This window comes from Candidatus Dechloromonas phosphoritropha (assembly GCA_016722705.1).
Taxonomy (GTDB): Bacteria; Pseudomonadota; Gammaproteobacteria; order Burkholderiales; family Rhodocyclaceae; genus Azonexus; species Azonexus phosphoritrophus.
Genome location: JADKGN010000001.1, coordinates 52422 through 68141, shown reverse-complemented (window position 1 = coordinate 68141; position 15720 = coordinate 52422). Strand labels below are relative to the sequence as shown.

Genomic DNA, 15720 nt, shown 5'->3' with positions numbered 1-15720 from the left:
TACTATATTTTTCTATTATTTTTTACCGTCATCACGAAAAGCAATCAGACGGTAAATATTTTTTGATAACTTGCATAGTTTTCATTACCGTCAGGATTACCGACAAAAAGTTTCGCTTGTCGTCAATAGATGCCGATAGCTTTCGCGATATAAATTTATATAAATCAATATGTTAAGTTACTTTTCCGATAGTCCGCGAAAGCTGCCGAAAGACCTAAAATCATTCCCACTCGATTGTCGCCGGCGGCTTGCCGGAGATATCATAGACGACCCGGTTGATGCCGCGGACTTCGTTGATGATGCGGTTTGACACCTTGCCGAGCAGGCCGTGCGGTAGCTCGGCCCACTGGGCGGTCATGAAGTCCTGGGTCTGGACAGCCCGCAGGGCTAGCACGTATTCATAGGTGCGCCCGTCACCCATCACGCCGACTGACCTCACCGGGAGGAACACGGCAAATGCCTGGCTGGTCTTGTCGTACCAGTCGGCGGCACGTAGTTCATCGATGAAGATGGCGTCAGCCCGGCGCAGCAGGTCGGCAAACTCCTTGTTCACCTCGCCCAGAATGCGAACTCCCAGGCCGGGACCGGGAAACGGGTGACGATAGACCATTTCATGCGGCAGGCCGAGGGCCACACCGAATTCGCGAACTTCGTCCTTGAACAGTTCGCGCAGCGGTTCGAGCAGCTTGAGATTGAGCGTTTCCGGCAGGCCACCCACGTTGTGATGGCTCTTGATGGCGTGTGCCTTGCCGGTCTTGGCACCGGCCGATTCGATCACGTCCGGGTAGATCGTGCCCTGAGCCAGCCATTTGGCATTGGGCAGCTTGGCAGCCTCGGCCTCAAAAACCTCGACGAACTCGCGCCCGATGATCTTGCGTTTGGCTTCCGGGTCGGCAACACCCTTTAGATTGACCATGAACTGTTCGGTGGCATCGACGCGGATGACCCTGACGCCGAGATTGCGGGCGAAGGTCTGCATCACCTGCGCGCCTTCGTTGAGGCGCAACAAGCCATTATCGACGAATACACAGGTCAGCTGGTCGCCAATGGCCTTTTGCAGCAGGGCCGCCACGACGGACGAATCTACACCGCCGGAAAGTCCAAGGATGACCTCATCGCCGCCAACCTGGTCGCGTACCCTGGCAATCGCCTCATTGACGTAGTCCGGCATGTTCCAGTCGCGACCGCAAGCACAGATGTCATGAACGAAGCGCGCGATCATTTCCTTGCCCTTGAGGGTGTGCGTGACTTCCGGGTGGAACTGGAGCGCGTAGAAAGCCCGCTCTTCATCGGCCATCGCCGCCACTGGGCACGACTCGCTGCTACCGATGACCTTGAAGCCGTCCGGCAACCCCGTGACCTTGTCGCCGTGGCTCATCCAGACCTCGAGCAGGCCATGGCCCTCGGCATTGCTGCGGTCCTGGATGCCGTCGAACAACCGGGAATGCCCGCGGGCTCGCACTTCGGCAAAACCGAATTCACGCTTGCCCGAGATCTCGACCTTACCCCCCAGTTGCTGGGCCATGGTTTGCATGCCGTAGCAGATGCCGAGAACCGGCACGCCCAACTCAAAAACCACCTGCGGCGCCTTCCACTCCTGCGCCTCATAAACAGAGTTTGGGCCGCCCGAGAGGATGATCCCGTTCGGCTTGAAGGCGCGGATGAACTCCTCGGAGACGTCGAAAGAATGAAGTTCACAATAGACCTGTTGTTCGCGCACGCGACGGGCGATCAGCTGAGTTACTTGCGAACCAAAATCGAGGATCAGGATTTTCTGGTGGGACATGGTGGAATCCAGCGTTTCTGCGGCATGAGGAAAAGGTGCCGGAAGAATCCGGCACCTGTCAGAGGTCGAACTTGCTAGCACCCATCCCGTCAAGATGCAGCAGGAATTGGGAGAAGGCGATGACCCCGCCGATGACGACGACTGCGACGAGCACCCTTAGCCAGGTCGGTCATCTGGACATGAATCAGTCGACATGGTAATTCGGGGCTTCCTTGGTGATCTGCACATCGTGGACGTGCGATTCGCGCACGCCCGCCGAAGTGATTTCCATGAAGCAGGCCTGCTCGTGCATCTGGGCGATAGTCGAACAGCCGAGGTAGCCCATGGACGAACGCAGGCCGCCCATGAGTTGGTGAATGACGGCAAGCACCGCGCCCTTGTAAGGCACACGGCCCTCGATCCCTTCCGGCACGAACTTGTCGACGTTGGCCGTGGCCTCCTGGAAGTAGCGGTCGGAGGAGCCCGCCTGCATGGCGCCGAGCGAGCCCATGCCACGGTACGACTTGTACGAACGCCCCTGGAACAGTTCGACTTCACCTGGCGCTTCTTCCGTGCCGGCAAACAGCCCGCCGAGCATCACGGTATCGGCGCCGGCGGCAATCGCCTTGGCGATGTCGCCAGAATAGCGGATGCCGCCATCGGCGATCATCGGCACACCCGTGGCCTTCAGCGCTTCCGAGACATTCTGGATCGCCGTGATCTGCGGGACGCCGACGCCGGCCACAATCCGGGTGGTGCAGATCGAACCGGGGCCTATCCCCACCTTGACCGCGTCGGCGCCGCTGTCGACCAGGGCTCGTGCGGCATCCGACGTGGCGATATTGCCACCGATCACTTCGATCTGCGAATAGTGTTTCTTGATCCAGTTGACGCGATCCAGCACCCCCTGCGAGTGCCCGTGCGCGGTGTCGACAATGAGCACGTCAACGCCGGCTTCGGCAAGTCGCTCGACACGCTCCTCGGTGCCGGGACCGACACCGACGGCAGCACCAGCGCGCAAGCATCCGGAAGCATCCTTGTTGGCAAGCGGATGCTCGGTGGACTTGAGGATGTCCTTGACGGTGATCAGGCCGCGAAGATGGAACGCGTCGTCGATGACCAGAACCCGCTCAAGGCGGTGCACGCGCAGCAGTTCCTTGGCATCCTCGACGCTGGCGCCCTCCTTGACCGTGATCAGACGCTTGCGCGGGGTCATGATCGCCCTGACTGACTGGTCGAGGTTGGTTTCGAAGCGCAGATCGCGGTTGGTGACGATGCCGACCACCTTGCCGGCCCGGTCGATGACGGGAAGACCCGAAATGCGATACTGGCTGGTGATCTCGAGAACATCGCGAACCGTCATCAGCGGTGAGACGGTGATTGGATCCTTGACAATACCTGATTCGAAACGCTTGACCTTGGCCACTTCGGCCGCCTGTACCTTCGGCGACAGGTTCTTGTGAATGATGCCGATGCCACCTTCCTGAGCCAGCGCAATGGCAAGACGGCCTTCGGTAACGGTATCCATGGCTGCGGAAAGCAGCGGCAGGTTGAGAGATATGTTGCGCGTCAGCCTCGTGGACAGGCTGACATCACGAGGCAGAATGCGGGAATGTGCAGGGACGAGCAGGACGTCGTCGAATGTCAGGGCTTTTTGCAAAATTCGCATGGCCTTTGATCCAAGGTCACAAAAACGTATTATAACGAAATCGCCCTTGACTCCGGATTACCATGAAAGCCGCCCTGATTATTGCCCTCGCAATCGCGTCGACCGCAACCGTCATCGACGCCAATGCGCAAACCTATCAATGGAAGGACAGCAACGGCCGGACGGTGATTTCCGACACGCCGCCGCCGGCGACGGTGCGTAATTCCAAGGCTCTCGGCACCTCTCCCCCGCCGGCGATCGGCACCACGGATAGCGATGCTTCGCAGGCGACCGCCGGCCCCCAGTCTACGGATGCCCCCAAGACCGCAGCGGAGAAGGACCTGGAATTCCGTAAACGCCAGCAGGAAGCCAGGGAAAAGGCCGACAAGGAGGCGAAGGAGGCCGCACAGGCAGCGCAGAATCGCGAAAACTGCGAGCGCGCCCGCACCCACCTCAAGGCTCTCGAATCCGGCCGCCGCATGATTCTGCCCGATGGCAAGGGTGGTGAGACCTTCCTCGAGGATGCTCAGCGGGGGGACGAAATCGAGCGGACGCGCAACACGATTGCCGAGTCCTGCAAGTAGAGGCGGCTCGCCGAGCCCGCGACAGTCACTCAGGCATCGGGGGCGTCGGCATCGCCGGCGCCCTTTTTCATGACCTTCCCCTCGGCTGCGCGCTGCTTCCGAACTTCCTTGGGGTCGGCGATCAGCGGCCGGTAGATTTCCACGCGATCACGATCACGCAATACCGTCTCCAGCCTGGACAGCTTGGCGAAGATACCGAACTTGTTCTTCCGCAAATCGATCTCCGGGTGCTTCTCGAGGAGCCCTGATGCTTCGAGTGCCCGCTGCAGCGTTGTGCCCTCGGCGAGGACCAACGGCACTAGAACCTGCTTGTCCGGCAAGGCATAGCACACTTCAACCCTGAGCATTTCAGCCATTTCCTTCTCCATAAACCTGACCGGCACGACGCACGAATGCGTCCACAAAGGTATTGGCGATATGACTGAACACCGGACCGATCGCCTTTTCAAAGACCCGGCTGGAAAAGTCATAGTGCAACTGGAACTCGATCTTGCAGGCGGTCTCCGCCAGCGTCTTGAAATGCCATGATCCCTCGAGACGCCTGAAAGGCCCGTCAACAAGGCAGATCCTCATCGAATGCGGCGCCTCCTTGTGATTTTCGGTCGTGAAGCTGGTCTTGGCGCTGTGATAATTGACATGAAGAGTCGCCACCGTCATCTTCGCGTCGCGAAATTTGACTGCGGTCTGGCTGCACCATGGCAAGAAAGCGGGATACTCTTCGCAACGGTCAACCAGTTCGAACATGCGATCAGCGGACTGTCCGATAAGTACGGATTTTTCGACCAGGGCCATGCCTTGGGGAGAGAATTCCTGAATCCTGTAGAATTCGCGATTTTAATGGATCGTCGGCGGCATGAGCATCACGGTCAACAAAAAAGCCTTCCACGACTACTTCATCGAAGAGAGGCACGAGGCGGGCATTGCCCTCGAAGGATGGGAGGTCAAGGCCATTCGCGCTGGCCGGATGAACATCAAGGAATCGTATGTCATTATCAAGGGTGGCGAGCTTTTTCTGATCGGCATGCACATCACGCCCCTGCTGACGGCGTCGACCCATGTCAGTCCCGATCCAACGCGTACCCGCAAGCTGTTGCTGCACGAACGCGAAATCATGAAACTGATCGGCAAGGTGGAACGCGCCGGGTATGCGCTCGTGCCGCTCGATCTGCACTTCATGCGGGGGCGCGTCAAGCTGGAAATCGGCCTCGCCAAGGGCAAGAAGCAGTACGACAAACGCGCTGACGAACTGGAAAAAGACTCGAGGCGTGAGGCGCAGCGCGCGATGAAGGTTCATCAACGTTGAGGTCGGACATCATCGACCTTGCCGGCAGGTTCACTCCCCGGCGAACAACTGCCGTATGTCGCTGGCGATATCCTCGACGCCTGCCGAATCCCGACCTCCTTGCGTGAACTGAAAACGCGGAACTCTTCGGAGACGGCCTTTGTCTGTGCCGCGTCACCATGCAATCCGAGAAAGGACGGGTGAAACCAGGGGACGAATTCCTTCAGTCGTTCCTTGGTGTCGCGTTCCGGATCCAGCGAAACGAAAAGCACCTGGACCCTTTCAGCTTCGGACCCCAGCTCCTTCATTACCTCGGCCAGCCGGGCGAGCGTTGTCGGGCAGATGTCCGGGCATGACGTGTACCCGAAAAAGATGACGATGACCTTGTCGCGAAAGTCACCAATGGAACGATTCCGCCCATTATGATCACTCAACATCAACTGGCGCCCGAAGGTGGCCCCGGTCAGGTCAGTATTGCGAAACTCGACGGGGGTCTGATTGCAAGCCAAAAGAAGTAGGCAAAAAAGTGTAGCAACCAAGCGACGATTTATAATACTATCCTGCGACATTTTGACGCGGTCGGTTCTGACCTTGACGGTCGGTTCTCACAAGGGGAAGGGAACAGGATGGGAAGCTGTGTTGATCTGAACGCGGATACAATGAACTCGCAGCCAAGCGGCAAAGCGTCCGCACTCGGTCTTCTGAAGCGCCTGATGTTGCTGGCGGCCGTGGCGTTGCCCGGCATTGCCGGCGCCGAATACAAATACAACTTTCCCGAACCGGTCACACCCGTCGCCCGGGAAACGCTCCACGTCCACAACGAGTTCATGCTGATCATCACCATTATGTTCGTGGTGGTGTTCGCGATCATGATTTATTCGATGATCAGGCACCGCAAGAGCGTTGGTCATCAGCCGGCGAATTTCACCGGCCCCAACAGCAAACTGCAATGGCTGTGGGCCTTGATTCCTTTCGCGCTCCTTGTTTTCATCGACTTTATCCTGATGGGCATCCCGGCGGTCAATGCGCTCATTGAGATGGAAGATACCAAGGCCCACGCCGACATGGTGCTCAAGGTGACGGGCATGCAGTGGAGGTGGCAATACGAATACCCGGAAGCCGGCGTCAAGTTCATCAGCACCCTGGCGACGCCGCGCGAGCAGATCAATAATGCCGACGCCAAGGGCGAGCATTATCTGCTCGAGGTAGACAAGCCGGTGGTGCTTCCCGTCGGGAAGAAAGTCCGCATCCTCCTGACCTCGACCGACGTCATCCACACGTGGTGGGTGCCGCAGTTCGGGGTCAAGCGCGATGCCATTCCCGGTTTCCTACGCGAAACCTGGGTCAAGATCGAAAAACCCGGCATCTATCGCGGGCAATGCGCCGAACTTTGCGGCAAAGATCACGGCTTCATGCCGGTCGTCGTCCATGCGGTACCGGAACCGGAGTACCTGGCCTGGCTCGACGAGAAAAAAGCCGAAGCCAAGGCGGTGGCGGGTGGCGCCGACCGCACTTGGAGCAGCGAGGAATTACTGGCCAAGGGGCAGGAGGTTTACAGTAAGCAGTGTGCCGCCTGCCACCAGCCCAATGGCCAAGGCTTGCCGCCGGCCTTCCCGGCGCTTTCCGGCAGCCCGGTGGTCAACAGTCCGCTTCTCGACAAGGACGGAAAAATCATCAAGGACAGCCATGTCGACCGGGTACTGAACGGCAAGGCTGGCACCGCCATGCAGGCGTTCCGCAACACGCTGTCAGATGTCGAACTGGCCGCCGTCATCACTTATGAGCGCAACAGTTTCGGAAATCACCGGGGCGACATGATCCAGCCCGCCCAGATCAAGACACTGCGTTAGGAGAATCGAGATGAGCAGCATCACCACCCATCCCGCGGGACACGACACCGAACACCACGGCGGATATCACCCGGGCGGCTTCGCCAGATGGCTGACGACGACGAATCACAAGGACATCGGCACGATGTACCTGACCTTCTCGCTGATCATGTTCTTCGTTGGCGGCATCATGATCCTCGCGGTGCGCGCCGAGTTGTTCCAGCCCGGCCTGCAACTGATGAAGCCCGAGTTCTTCAACCAGTTGATCGGCATCCATGCGCTGGTGATGATCTTCGCGGCGCTGATGCCGGCCGCCACCGGTTTCGCCAACTGGATGATCCCGCTGATGATCGGTGCCCCCGACATGGCGCTACCCCGCCTCAACAACTGGGGTTTCTGGCTGCTGCCACCGGCGGCCTTCCTGCTTACCCTGCCCTTCACGCTGGCCCTGTTCGGCGTCGGTGACGGGGCGCTGGCGACCGGGTGGACCTTCTATGCGCCACTCTCGGTACAGGGCGGCATGGGCGTCGATTTCGCCATCCTTGCCGTGCATATCCTCGGCATCTCGTCGATCATGGGCTCGATCAACATCATCGTCACCATCTTCAACATGCGGGCGCCCGGCATGACGATGATGAAGCTGCCGCTCTTCGCCTGGGGCTGGCTGATCACCGCATTCTTGCTGATCGCCACGCTGCCGGTACTGGCAGGTGCGGTGACTATGCTGCTGACCGATCGTCATTTCGGCACCCATTTCTTCGACGCCGGCGGCGGCGGTGACCCGATCCTGTTCCAGCACCTGTTCTGGTTCTTTGGTCATCCGGAGGTCTACATCCTGCTGCTGCCGGTCTGGGGCCTGATTCCGCACGTCATGTCGACCTTCTCACGCAAGCCGATCTATGGCTACAAGGCACAGGTCTACAGCTTCATCGCCATCGGCGTGCTGTCGGTCATGGTCTGGGCGCATCATTTTTTTACTGCCGGTTTGCCAGTGCCGGCATTGATCTACTTCATGTTTAGCACGATGGCAATTTCCCTGCCACTGTCGGTACTGTTCTTCTGCTGGATCGCGACCATGTGGCGTGGCGCCATGACCTTCGAGACACCGATGCTGTTTGCCCTCGGCTTCATTGTGCTGTTCGGCATCGCCGGCCTGACCGGGCTGATCCTCGCCGACGTCGCTGCCGATGCCCAGTACCATCACAGCTATTTCGTCGTCGCCCACTTCCACTACGCCTTGTTCGCCGGTGGCATCATGGGTGTGATGACCGGTGTCTATTACTGGCTGCCGAAATGGACTGGCCATATGTACAGCGAGCGGCTGGGCAAGCTGCACTTCTGGCTGACGGTCATTTCCTTCAACTTGACTTTCATTCCGCAGTTTTTCCTCGGTCTGGCCGGCATGCCGCGACGCATCCCCGACTACGCCCTGCAGTTCGCCGAATTCAACGCTATTTCGACCATCGGCGCCTTCATTCTCGGCTTGAGCCAGTTGATTTTCGCGTGGAATATCTGGGTCTGCATCCGTGGCGGGCCCAAAGCGACCGCGCGCGTCTGGGAAGGTTCGGAAGGCCTGGAATGGGAATTGTCGTCGCCGCCGCCGCATCACAGCTGGGAAGTTCAACCACAGGTCAAGTAAGGAGGCTTTCGCATGGAACAGTCGTTCAGCAGCACAGACCTTGAGCGAAGGCGCGCCAGTTCACGACGCATCGGCTGGATTATTGCTGCTGTCGCGCTGCTGATCTACATCGCCGGATTGTTCATCAAACGTTAGATGGCCGACGAGACGAGTCCGCGCCTGCCGAACAACGGGCCACTGGTACGCCGCCTGCTTCTTCTGGTCGCGGGCGCCTTTGCTTTCGCCTTCGCGCTGGTTCCTCTTTACAACGTGCTGTGCGCAGCGACTGGGTTAAACGGGAAAACCGCCGGCCCCAACCCGATTCGCGACGGATTCGGCATTGGCGGTTTCACGGCCAAAACAGCACCGGTCGCCAGCGTCGACCTGACGCGCAAGATCACCGTCGAATTTACCGGAACGGTGATGCCCGGGCTGCCCTGGGACATGCGTCCGCTGACCGTTGATCTCGATGTCCATCCCGGCGAATTGCAGCAGGTCGCCTATCTGGTACGCAATACCTCTGACCACGAGATTACCGGTCAGGCCGTACCCAGCGTCACGCCGGGTAAGGCAGCCCAGTATTTCGACAAGATCGAATGTTTCTGCTTTTCGCAGCAGACCTTGGGGCCGGGCGAGTCGCGTGAAATGCCCCTCGCTTTTATCATCAAATCCGGTGTCGACCGCGACATTACCCAGATCACGCTGTCCTATGCCTTTTTCGGCATCGACGGGCAGCGCCAAACCTTGACCAGCAACCGGGAGGCGCAATGAAAGCCGTCCAGATACAATCTGATTCGCACGTTCACTACTTCGTGCCGGAGCCGAGTCTCTATCCGGTCATCCTGTCCGGCGGCATGCTCCTGCTTGCCCTCGGCTTCATCCAGGCACTCAATGCCTTTCCGCTCGGCAAATGGGTCATGCTCGGCGGTTTCGCGGTCATTGTTTACGTGCTTTTCGGCTGGTTCGGCCGCGTCATCAGCGAGTCGCAAAGCGGCGCCTACCGCGACTGGGAAGACCTGTCGTTCCGCTACGGAATGATCTGGTTCATCGCCACCGAGGTCATGTTTTTCGCCGCCTTCTTCGGTGCCCTCTTCTACATGCGGATCATTTCAGTTCCGGTTCTAGGTGACATGGAAAGTGCCCATGGAACGACGCTATGGCCCGGGTTTGCCGGTGAGTGGCCGTCCAGTGGACCCAAGGGTGCGAAATTCACGCCGATGGGCGCCTGGGGAATTCCAGCTATCAATACGGCGCTGCTGCTCAGTTCCGGTGCCACGGTTACCTGGGCGCATTGGGGGTTGTTGCGCAACCGGCGTACCCAACTCGTCCTCGGCCTGGGAGCAACGGTCGTGCTCGGCATCCTGTTCCTTGGTTTTCAAGCTTACGAATACCATCATGCCTACACGGAGTTGGGTCTGACCATGGGCGCCGGTGCCTACGGCGCGACCTTTTTCATGCTCACCGGTTTCCACGGCTTCCATGTCACGCTCGGCACCGTCATGCTGCTGGTCATTCTGGTGCGCAGCCTGAGCGGTCATTTCAGCGCCGAACGCCATTTCGCCTTCGAAGGCGTGGCGTGGTACTGGCACTTCGTCGATGTCGTCTGGCTGATCCTCTTCGTTTTTGTCTATTGGGTATAGCCGGGAATGAGACCGAAGCGGAACCCGAGTAGCAACAGCAGAAAGAGCGAAATCGACAAGCCGATGCGCAGGGTAAGGGCGCGCGCCGTTCGCGCGCCGGCACCACGGTCGCGATAGATATAGAACAGCCCGGAAAACAGGCTTCCGATAATGCCCAACATCAGCAATACAACCAGCACCCTGATCATCGCGGAGTCCTCCGAAAGGCAAGCGCAACCCGAGTATGCGCGTTTAGTATCCGAATCGGCAAGGGCCGGCCGCGTTCGGACAGCGCTGTTCGGTGCTCTGCTGCTAGCTGTTCTCCTGCCGGCATTCATCTCGCTCGGGATGTGGCAGTGGCGCAAGGCCGAAACCAAGGTCAATCTGCAGCACGAACTTGATGCCCGCAGTTCGGGATTGCTGGTCACCATGCCAAGCGAGACAGTCGACGCCGAATCGCTGCGTTACCGGAGGGTCGTCCTGCGCGGCACCTTCGATCCTCAGCGCCAGGTGCTGATTGACAACCGCTTACATCTCGAGCAGGCCGGCTACCACGTCATCACCCCGCTGCGCCTCGCGGGTTCCACCATGCACGTGCTGGTCAATCGCGGCTGGCTGCCTGCGGATGCCAACCATCGGGTTCTGCCCGAAGCCGGCGTGCCGAGCGGCAACGTCGAACTGACCGGCATCGCCATCATCCCCGAGCAGCGCTTTTTCAACCTGGCCGCCCAACCAACTACCGGCTGGGAGCCGGTGTGGCAAAACCTCGACCTGAAACGCTTCCGCGCCGTCGTCAGCTACCCGCTGCAGCCATTGGTGATCCTGCTCGATGCCGACGCGCCGGGCGGCTACCTGCGCGAATGGCCACGACCCGACGAGCGCAGCGAACGCCATCGCAGCTATGCCCTGCAATGGTTCGGTTTCGCCGTCGCGAGCATCGGCATCTGGGCCTATTTCCTGTTGCGCCGGCCATGACCACCAGCGCCCTGCAAACACCCGCACAAAAGAGCAGTGGCCTGCCGATGCTGGCACTGGTTGTTGGCCTCCTGACCCTGCCCTTCGTCATCGCCGCCGGGCTTTATTTCTTCGGCTGGCAGCCCGACCGCACGGGGAACAACGGGCACCTGGTCAATCCACCAGTTCCCTTGCCGGCCAGCGGACTCAAGACGACTGATGGTCGCCCGTTGGCAACTGCTGAACTTCAAGGGAAATGGCTGCTGCTATTGAGCGGCAAGGGTAGTTGCGATTCGGACTGCGTCCGGCGCATTGATGAGATGCGCCGAATTCATGTTTCGCTGGACAAGCAAATGGTACGCCTGCGCCGTGTCGTCCTCACCGACCGGATCACTGACGTGGAACTCGCCGCCACCCTCCAGCGGCAACCGGACCTCGTGCTGGCCGAGGCGCCAGCAAACTGGTTGCCTGGTTCGGGTGACGACTCAGGGGACTCAGGCTATAAACTGCACATAGTCGACTCGCAGGGTAACCTGTTCATGAATTACCCTTCTGAGGTCGTCGCCAAAGGCGTGCGCAGCGATCTTGAACGCTTGCTCAAATTCTCTTGGGGCGGCTAGAAGTCCCAAGATGTAAACCATCGTCTAACCGAGCCTTCCCATGTCATGCCGCCTCGCCGATGTGCCGCGACTGGCGGTGGCGGAATGGGGCTTGCTGCGGGAAGGAATGGCTGCGCTATCGGCGGAGTGGCTGCGGGAAATCATGCGGAACATGGCTACCTTGGGCGATGTGGTGTGGAGCAACCACGACGCAATCGACTAGCAACTCACCGGCCTCGGCGAAGCCCAGCCCGCTGACCGAGTGGCTCGCGAGTTTAAAGACCCGCAAATCAATGACGAAAGCGCCTTGGCTCCCGGACGAGAGGCGCCCAAGCGGCCCTCGTCCAGGATCAGGAACTAAGGCGATGCACATTTCGTCTACTGACCTCTGGCCAGGGCCACGGACTCTCCACTAAGACACCTGCCAGGGCTTGTAAGGTCCGCAGCCCGGCTCGAGTCGATCGGCAGGCGTCGTTCAGGTTCCCAGGGGCACCGGTTTTGGTTTCGGCTGCTTGCCCTTGGGCTCTTTCCTCTTGTCCTTGCTTCCCATAATTTTCTCTCCTTGAGTGATCGTACCGGAACCGACTTGTCCGCAGAGGCAATGATAGTACCAACCGACGGCGTGCGCTCGAATTCGGGGGGACTAGGCACGCGCCTTGATGACCGCATCGAGGGTGCCGCACGGTCATCGGCCTAATTGTTGTCGGGCGCGCCTTCATCCGTCCTGTCTTTGTCCTCGTCCTCGGGCGCCTTGTCACCTGGCAGGGAAATTTCTTGCGGCAACGGTTCCAGTTGAACTGGCTGCGCAAAGGTTCTGGCGAGACCGTCCGTGATCTGCCCGGAGATGTGATGAACCCCGGCCATCACCCCGCCGGCGGGATCCTCGACCAGACTCCGCCACATTTCGCCCAATGCGGCGTCGAGACTATCCCTGAGCTGCGCCTCGATTTTCGGGCGTTCCTTCTCGTACGCGATGGCACCAATACCGGCCACCCCCAGCGAAATGGCCATGCCGGCGACGCCGCCGACCGCCGCTGCGGCAGCGCTTGCACCAATGCCAGGGCCGAGCCTGGCCAGCATATTTTCGCTGACCCGCTTCGCCACTGGCGATAGCCTGGTGTCCGACGGGCCGGCACCCTCCGCCTCCTTGCTCAAGCCAGCGGTCAGTGCCACATAGGCGGGCAGACTTTCGATCGGGCCGGCGCGGACAACCTCGTATAGCGAAGCGCCGTGTACCGGCGGAGGTGGCAGCGCGATCGCCGGAATGTCCTTGAGCCGCCGGTCGAACTGCGCTTGCGGCACGCCGTGGCGCCGCCGGATTCCCGGCAGTTGCTCGCCGAGAACCCGGATGTAGAGCATTGTCGCCTCCTCTCTAACCGCGTCAGGATTGATCTTCTTGGCGACGGGATCGAGCACGCGCTCGTCGTACTGCTCCTGTAGATAGGAGGCCAGGCGATTGACGGCCGGGTCTGTCCCTTCCTCAGCGCCCAGCCTGTACCAGGCGACCTTGATGGCCAGCCATTGCTGAGTCAAGTAGCCGGTGAACCACGGGATGAAGTCGGCGTCGGTGCGCGCCTCGACGTAGCTTCTCCAGCCTTCCATTTCGCCGCGCGCGTATTTCCCGGCCTGGCCGGCCGCAGCCAGCGAGGCGACACCTATGTCGGCGTCGACCCGCCACCACGTGCTCTCCGGGATCTCGACCAACGGCGGGGTCGGCTCTGGAGGGCGATCCGTGCTGGCGCATCCCGCCAGCGCCACCAGCAAGGCGACAAACAGCGAAGGTGGACTGAAGATCGCGAGCCCGCAAGTAGCTCTCGTCAGCAAATGACTGCTCGCTGGGACAAATCCCGGAATGGAGCACTGCAAACTGCTCATGTCGGCCTGCATACCCTCGATGTCTCGCTCAAGCGCAGTGTCTCGAGTATAGGTGGCGGCAGCCGAATCAGGAACAGCGCGCCGCTTCCATTTAGAACGGAGTGCCTGAACCAGGCCCGTATTTTTTCCGGCCACTGCGTCAAGCTAACAAGCCGTTGATCGCCAGGCGACTCTATGGCGCGAACGGCAGTTTCATCTGCCGCGGGTTGCCACCAATGATCTGGTCGCGCAGCCACATCTCGTCGCGTTCATCGGCGATGCAACGAGCCGGGCGAGGGAGGCGCGCGCGATTTCCAAGTATCTGGCGGTCGCGCGTCATGGATCGGAAAAATAACGCCCGGCGCACGACGACCGGATAGGTCTGCTTTACTTTGATAATTCGCTGCCGCCTGGTCCGGAAAACGGTCGGCCTATCCAGCCGCGGGCTTCAGACGATCCTTTGGTAGATGACGTCGACGATGTCGAGTTCACGGACTCCGAGTGGAGACTGGAAGCGCACGTTGTCGCCAGCGCGTGCTTTGATCAGCGCCCGTGCCAGCGGCGAAACCCAGCTGATGAGGCCACGAGCGGCATCGGCTTCGTCGACGCCGACAATCGTGTAGGTGTTCTCATTGCCCTCGCCGTCGGCTACGGTCACGCAGGCACCGAAGAAAACCTGATCGTTGTCGACCTGGCGCGACGGGTCGACCACCTCGGCAATCTCCAGACGGCGGGTGAGGAAGCGGATGCGCCGATCGATCTCGCGCAGGCGGCGTTTGCCATAGATGTAATCGCCGTTTTCCGAGCGGTCGCCATTGGACGCGGCCCACGCGACGACCTCGACTACCTGCGGGCGTTCGCGCTTGACGAGATGTTCCAGTTCGTCCCTGAGCCGGGAATGCCCGAGCGGGGTAATGTAATTGCGCGTCCCCGGCGGCAGCTTCAGCGACGGTTCGAGACTTTCGTCATCATCGCCGTCAGCCTCCCTGACGAACGCCTTGTTCATCAGTACCCGATAAGATAGTTCGGGACATCCACCCGGATCAGGTCGCGGCCGAGGATGGCGGCGGTGTTCTTCGCGAATTGCTCCGACCAGCCCTGCCGGTCGCGAAAGCGCGCCTCGCCGGCATATCTTGCGACGCTGAGGATGCGGTCGACGGCGAGGATCTTCCCGGTCGGCGTCGCAACATCGCATTCAAGCGCCTTGAACTCGCGCTCGAACCACTTGCGCGCCTCGTCGGCATGGCCGCCGCCGGCAAACCTGAACTCGTATTCCTTGTTCCTGCCGAACGACACGATGACGTGATGTTGCATTTTTCCCTCCTCCCGAGAAGCCTTCGGTTATTCTAGCAAAACATCGCCCGTCGCAAGGAATGCACCATGCCCAATCAATCACTCAACGACGCTGAAATCGCCGATCTCCGTCATCAACTGCAGGAATTGCAGATCGAGCATCGCGATCTCGATCTGGTCATTGCCCACCTGACGGATAGCCCGCCGCCCGACGACCTGCTGATCCGCCGTCTGAAGAAGCGCAAACTGGCCCTGAAGGACAGGATTCTGCACCTCGAGCAAATGCTGGTGCCCGACATTCCAGCCTAGTCGTCAGCGCGACAAGCAGCATGCGGCGATCCGCATTCGGCACCGACACTTTCGGCGACCGCTTCGACCTCGACGACCTGTCCCTGCCGCGCCCGCCTGGCGGCTATGCCGTTCAAATGCTCGATACCGACACCCTGCTTGACCGCGCGTCCGGCAACTTCCTGCCGGTGCGCTCGGCGAAGCTTGACGGCCTGTTTGCCAGCTTCGACGATGCCTTCGCCGCCGCTTGCCGCTGGGTCGAAGCCCATTGCAGCGCGCCGGAAGACCATCGTCTCGCAATCGTCCCCGCCGGGTTCGACGAAGTCCGGCAGCGCCACGTGCTGATCTACGGCGTGCTCTGCGGTCAACCCTGAAAACCCGCCAAAT

20 protein-coding genes are annotated in these 15720 nt (G+C 60.1%); 11 read left to right on the top strand and 9 right to left on the bottom strand.

All coding sequences use genetic code 11. The annotated features are described in order from the left end of the window. Positions 1 to 220: 220 nt before the first annotated feature. Both guaA and guaB read right to left on the bottom strand, forming a co-directional pair. A complete protein-coding gene (gene guaA / locus IPP03_00305; GenBank protein MBL0351223.1) occupies positions 221 to 1786 on the bottom strand; it encodes a glutamine-hydrolyzing GMP synthase in 1566 nt (521 codons plus the stop codon). 184 nt (positions 1787 to 1970) lie between these two features. Continuing rightward, a complete protein-coding gene (guaB, locus tag IPP03_00300) occupies positions 1971 to 3434 on the bottom strand; it encodes an IMP dehydrogenase (GenBank protein ID MBL0351222.1) in 1464 nt (487 codons plus the stop codon). Positions 3435 to 3496: 62 nt separating this feature from the next. Here guaB and IPP03_00295 point away from each other — a divergent pair, with 62 nt between their 5' ends. After that, entirely contained in the window at positions 3497 to 3997 is a 501-nt protein-coding gene (locus IPP03_00295) for a DUF4124 domain-containing protein (protein ID MBL0351221.1), read from the top strand. Positions 3998 to 4026: 29 nt separating this feature from the next. On the opposite strand, the gene IPP03_00290 is transcribed toward IPP03_00295, so the two are convergent. After that, a complete protein-coding gene (locus IPP03_00290; protein MBL0351220.1) occupies positions 4027 to 4353 on the bottom strand; it encodes an RnfH family protein in 327 nt (108 codons plus the stop codon). Then, complete coding sequence (locus IPP03_00285; GenBank protein MBL0351219.1) at positions 4346 to 4789, bottom strand: type II toxin-antitoxin system RatA family toxin; 444 nt, start codon at positions 4787 to 4789, stop codon at positions 4346 to 4348. The genes IPP03_00290 and IPP03_00285 overlap by 8 nt, the downstream gene beginning before the upstream one ends. A 61-nt stretch (positions 4790 to 4850) precedes the next feature. Between IPP03_00285 and smpB the strand changes: the two genes are divergently transcribed. Continuing rightward, the gene (gene smpB / locus IPP03_00280) at positions 4851 to 5300 is read left to right on the top strand and encodes an SsrA-binding protein SmpB (GenBank protein MBL0351218.1); all 450 of its coding nucleotides are present in this window, start codon (positions 4851 to 4853) and stop codon (positions 5298 to 5300) included. Here smpB and IPP03_00275 read toward each other — a convergent pair. After that, positions 5291 to 5848 (bottom strand): SCO family protein, encoded by a 558-nt coding sequence (locus IPP03_00275; protein MBL0351217.1) that lies wholly within the window; start codon positions 5846 to 5848, stop codon positions 5291 to 5293. The genes smpB and IPP03_00275 overlap by 10 nt on opposite strands. 144 nt (positions 5849 to 5992) lie before the next feature. Between IPP03_00275 and coxB the strand changes: the two genes are divergently transcribed. From coxB to IPP03_00255, 4 genes are all read left to right on the top strand, one after another. Next, the gene (gene coxB, locus IPP03_00270; protein ID MBL0351216.1) at positions 5993 to 7129 is read left to right on the top strand and encodes a cytochrome c oxidase subunit II; all 1137 of its coding nucleotides are present in this window, start codon (positions 5993 to 5995) and stop codon (positions 7127 to 7129) included. A 10-nt stretch (positions 7130 to 7139) separates the two neighbouring features. Further along, the gene (gene ctaD, locus IPP03_00265; protein MBL0351215.1) at positions 7140 to 8747 is read left to right on the top strand and encodes a cytochrome c oxidase subunit I; all 1608 of its coding nucleotides are present in this window, start codon (positions 7140 to 7142) and stop codon (positions 8745 to 8747) included. Between the two features lie 135 nt (positions 8748 to 8882). Further along, the gene (locus tag IPP03_00260) at positions 8883 to 9497 is read left to right on the top strand and encodes a cytochrome c oxidase assembly protein (protein MBL0351214.1); all 615 of its coding nucleotides are present in this window, start codon (positions 8883 to 8885) and stop codon (positions 9495 to 9497) included. Further along, entirely contained in the window at positions 9494 to 10366 is an 873-nt protein-coding gene (locus IPP03_00255; GenBank protein ID MBL0351213.1) for a cytochrome c oxidase subunit 3, read from the top strand. The genes IPP03_00260 and IPP03_00255 overlap by 4 nt, the downstream gene beginning before the upstream one ends. On the opposite strand, the gene IPP03_00250 is transcribed toward IPP03_00255, so the two are convergent. Then, positions 10354 to 10554, bottom strand: a complete 201-nt coding sequence (locus IPP03_00250; GenBank protein MBL0351212.1) for a twin transmembrane helix small protein — start codon at positions 10552 to 10554, stop codon at positions 10354 to 10356. The two genes, IPP03_00255 and IPP03_00250, sit on opposite strands and share 13 nt — an antisense overlap. Between IPP03_00250 and IPP03_00245 the strand changes: the two genes are divergently transcribed. From IPP03_00245 to IPP03_00235, 3 genes are read left to right on the top strand one after another with little or no spacing between them, the layout of a single operon-like run. Further along, on the top strand, positions 10517 to 11320 hold the full coding sequence (locus tag IPP03_00245) for an SURF1 family protein (GenBank protein ID MBL0351211.1): 804 nt from the start codon (positions 10517 to 10519) through the stop codon (positions 11318 to 11320). The two genes, IPP03_00250 and IPP03_00245, sit on opposite strands and share 38 nt — an antisense overlap. Continuing rightward, the gene (locus IPP03_00240; protein MBL0351210.1) at positions 11317 to 11919 is read left to right on the top strand and encodes a hypothetical protein; all 603 of its coding nucleotides are present in this window, start codon (positions 11317 to 11319) and stop codon (positions 11917 to 11919) included. The genes IPP03_00245 and IPP03_00240 overlap by 4 nt, the downstream gene beginning before the upstream one ends. A gap of 40 nt (positions 11920 to 11959) precedes the next feature. After that, on the top strand, positions 11960 to 12121 hold the full coding sequence (locus IPP03_00235; GenBank protein MBL0351209.1) for a hypothetical protein: 162 nt from the start codon (positions 11960 to 11962) through the stop codon (positions 12119 to 12121). A 470-nt stretch (positions 12122 to 12591) separates the two neighbouring features. Here IPP03_00235 and IPP03_00230 read toward each other — a convergent pair whose 3' ends face one another. From IPP03_00230 to IPP03_00220, 3 genes are all read right to left on the bottom strand, one after another. Continuing rightward, positions 12592 to 13773, bottom strand: coding sequence for a hypothetical protein (locus tag IPP03_00230; protein ID MBL0351208.1), 1182 nt, complete (start codon positions 13771 to 13773; stop codon positions 12592 to 12594). 427 nt (positions 13774 to 14200) lie between these two features. After that, the gene (gene greB, locus IPP03_00225) at positions 14201 to 14758 is read right to left on the bottom strand and encodes a transcription elongation factor GreB (protein MBL0351207.1); all 558 of its coding nucleotides are present in this window, start codon (positions 14756 to 14758) and stop codon (positions 14201 to 14203) included. After that, positions 14758 to 15066, bottom strand: a complete 309-nt coding sequence (locus IPP03_00220; GenBank protein MBL0351206.1) for a hypothetical protein — start codon at positions 15064 to 15066, stop codon at positions 14758 to 14760. The genes greB and IPP03_00220 overlap by 1 nt, the downstream gene beginning before the upstream one ends. 66 nt (positions 15067 to 15132) lie before the next feature. Here IPP03_00220 and IPP03_00215 point away from each other — a divergent pair, with 66 nt between their 5' ends. Next, positions 15133 to 15354, top strand: coding sequence for a YdcH family protein (locus tag IPP03_00215; GenBank protein MBL0351205.1), 222 nt, complete (start codon positions 15133 to 15135; stop codon positions 15352 to 15354). A 20-nt stretch (positions 15355 to 15374) separates the two neighbouring features. Further along, entirely contained in the window at positions 15375 to 15707 is a 333-nt protein-coding gene (locus IPP03_00210; protein ID MBL0351204.1) for a hypothetical protein, read from the top strand. Positions 15708 to 15720: the final 13 nt, after the last annotated feature.

Excerpts from the sequence above, each read along its gene's own strand:
- guaA (MBL0351223.1), bottom strand. The coding sequence starts at position 1,786 with ATGTCCCACCAGAAAATCCTGATCCTCGATTTTGGTTCGCAAGTAACT.
- guaB (MBL0351222.1), bottom strand. The coding sequence starts at position 3,434 with ATGCGAATTTTGCAAAAAGCCCTGACATTCGACGACGTCCTGCTCGTC.
- IPP03_00295 (MBL0351221.1), top strand. The coding sequence starts at position 3,497 with ATGAAAGCCGCCCTGATTATTGCCCTCGCAATCGCGTCGACCGCAACC.
- IPP03_00290 (MBL0351220.1), bottom strand. The coding sequence starts at position 4,353 with ATGGCTGAAATGCTCAGGGTTGAAGTGTGCTATGCCTTGCCGGACAAG.
- IPP03_00285 (MBL0351219.1), bottom strand. The coding sequence starts at position 4,789 with ATGGCCCTGGTCGAAAAATCCGTACTTATCGGACAGTCCGCTGATCGC.
- smpB (MBL0351218.1), top strand. The coding sequence starts at position 4,851 with ATGAGCATCACGGTCAACAAAAAAGCCTTCCACGACTACTTCATCGAA.
- IPP03_00275 (MBL0351217.1), bottom strand. The coding sequence starts at position 5,848 with ATGTCGCAGGATAGTATTATAAATCGTCGCTTGGTTGCTACACTTTTT.
- coxB (MBL0351216.1), top strand. The coding sequence starts at position 5,993 with ATGTTGCTGGCGGCCGTGGCGTTGCCCGGCATTGCCGGCGCCGAATAC.
- ctaD (MBL0351215.1), top strand. The coding sequence starts at position 7,140 with ATGAGCAGCATCACCACCCATCCCGCGGGACACGACACCGAACACCAC.
- IPP03_00260 (MBL0351214.1), top strand. The coding sequence starts at position 8,883 with ATGGCCGACGAGACGAGTCCGCGCCTGCCGAACAACGGGCCACTGGTA.
- IPP03_00255 (MBL0351213.1), top strand. The coding sequence starts at position 9,494 with ATGAAAGCCGTCCAGATACAATCTGATTCGCACGTTCACTACTTCGTG.
- IPP03_00245 (MBL0351211.1), top strand. The coding sequence starts at position 10,517 with ATGCCCAACATCAGCAATACAACCAGCACCCTGATCATCGCGGAGTCC.
- IPP03_00250 (MBL0351212.1), bottom strand. The coding sequence starts at position 10,554 with ATGATCAGGGTGCTGGTTGTATTGCTGATGTTGGGCATTATCGGAAGC.
- IPP03_00240 (MBL0351210.1), top strand. The coding sequence starts at position 11,317 with ATGACCACCAGCGCCCTGCAAACACCCGCACAAAAGAGCAGTGGCCTG.
- IPP03_00235 (MBL0351209.1), top strand. The coding sequence starts at position 11,960 with ATGTCATGCCGCCTCGCCGATGTGCCGCGACTGGCGGTGGCGGAATGG.
- IPP03_00230 (MBL0351208.1), bottom strand. The coding sequence starts at position 13,773 with ATGAGCAGTTTGCAGTGCTCCATTCCGGGATTTGTCCCAGCGAGCAGT.
- greB (MBL0351207.1), bottom strand. The coding sequence starts at position 14,758 with ATGAACAAGGCGTTCGTCAGGGAGGCTGACGGCGATGATGACGAAAGT.
- IPP03_00220 (MBL0351206.1), bottom strand. The coding sequence starts at position 15,066 with ATGCAACATCACGTCATCGTGTCGTTCGGCAGGAACAAGGAATACGAG.
- IPP03_00215 (MBL0351205.1), top strand. The coding sequence starts at position 15,133 with ATGCCCAATCAATCACTCAACGACGCTGAAATCGCCGATCTCCGTCAT.
- IPP03_00210 (MBL0351204.1), top strand. The coding sequence starts at position 15,375 with ATGCGGCGATCCGCATTCGGCACCGACACTTTCGGCGACCGCTTCGAC.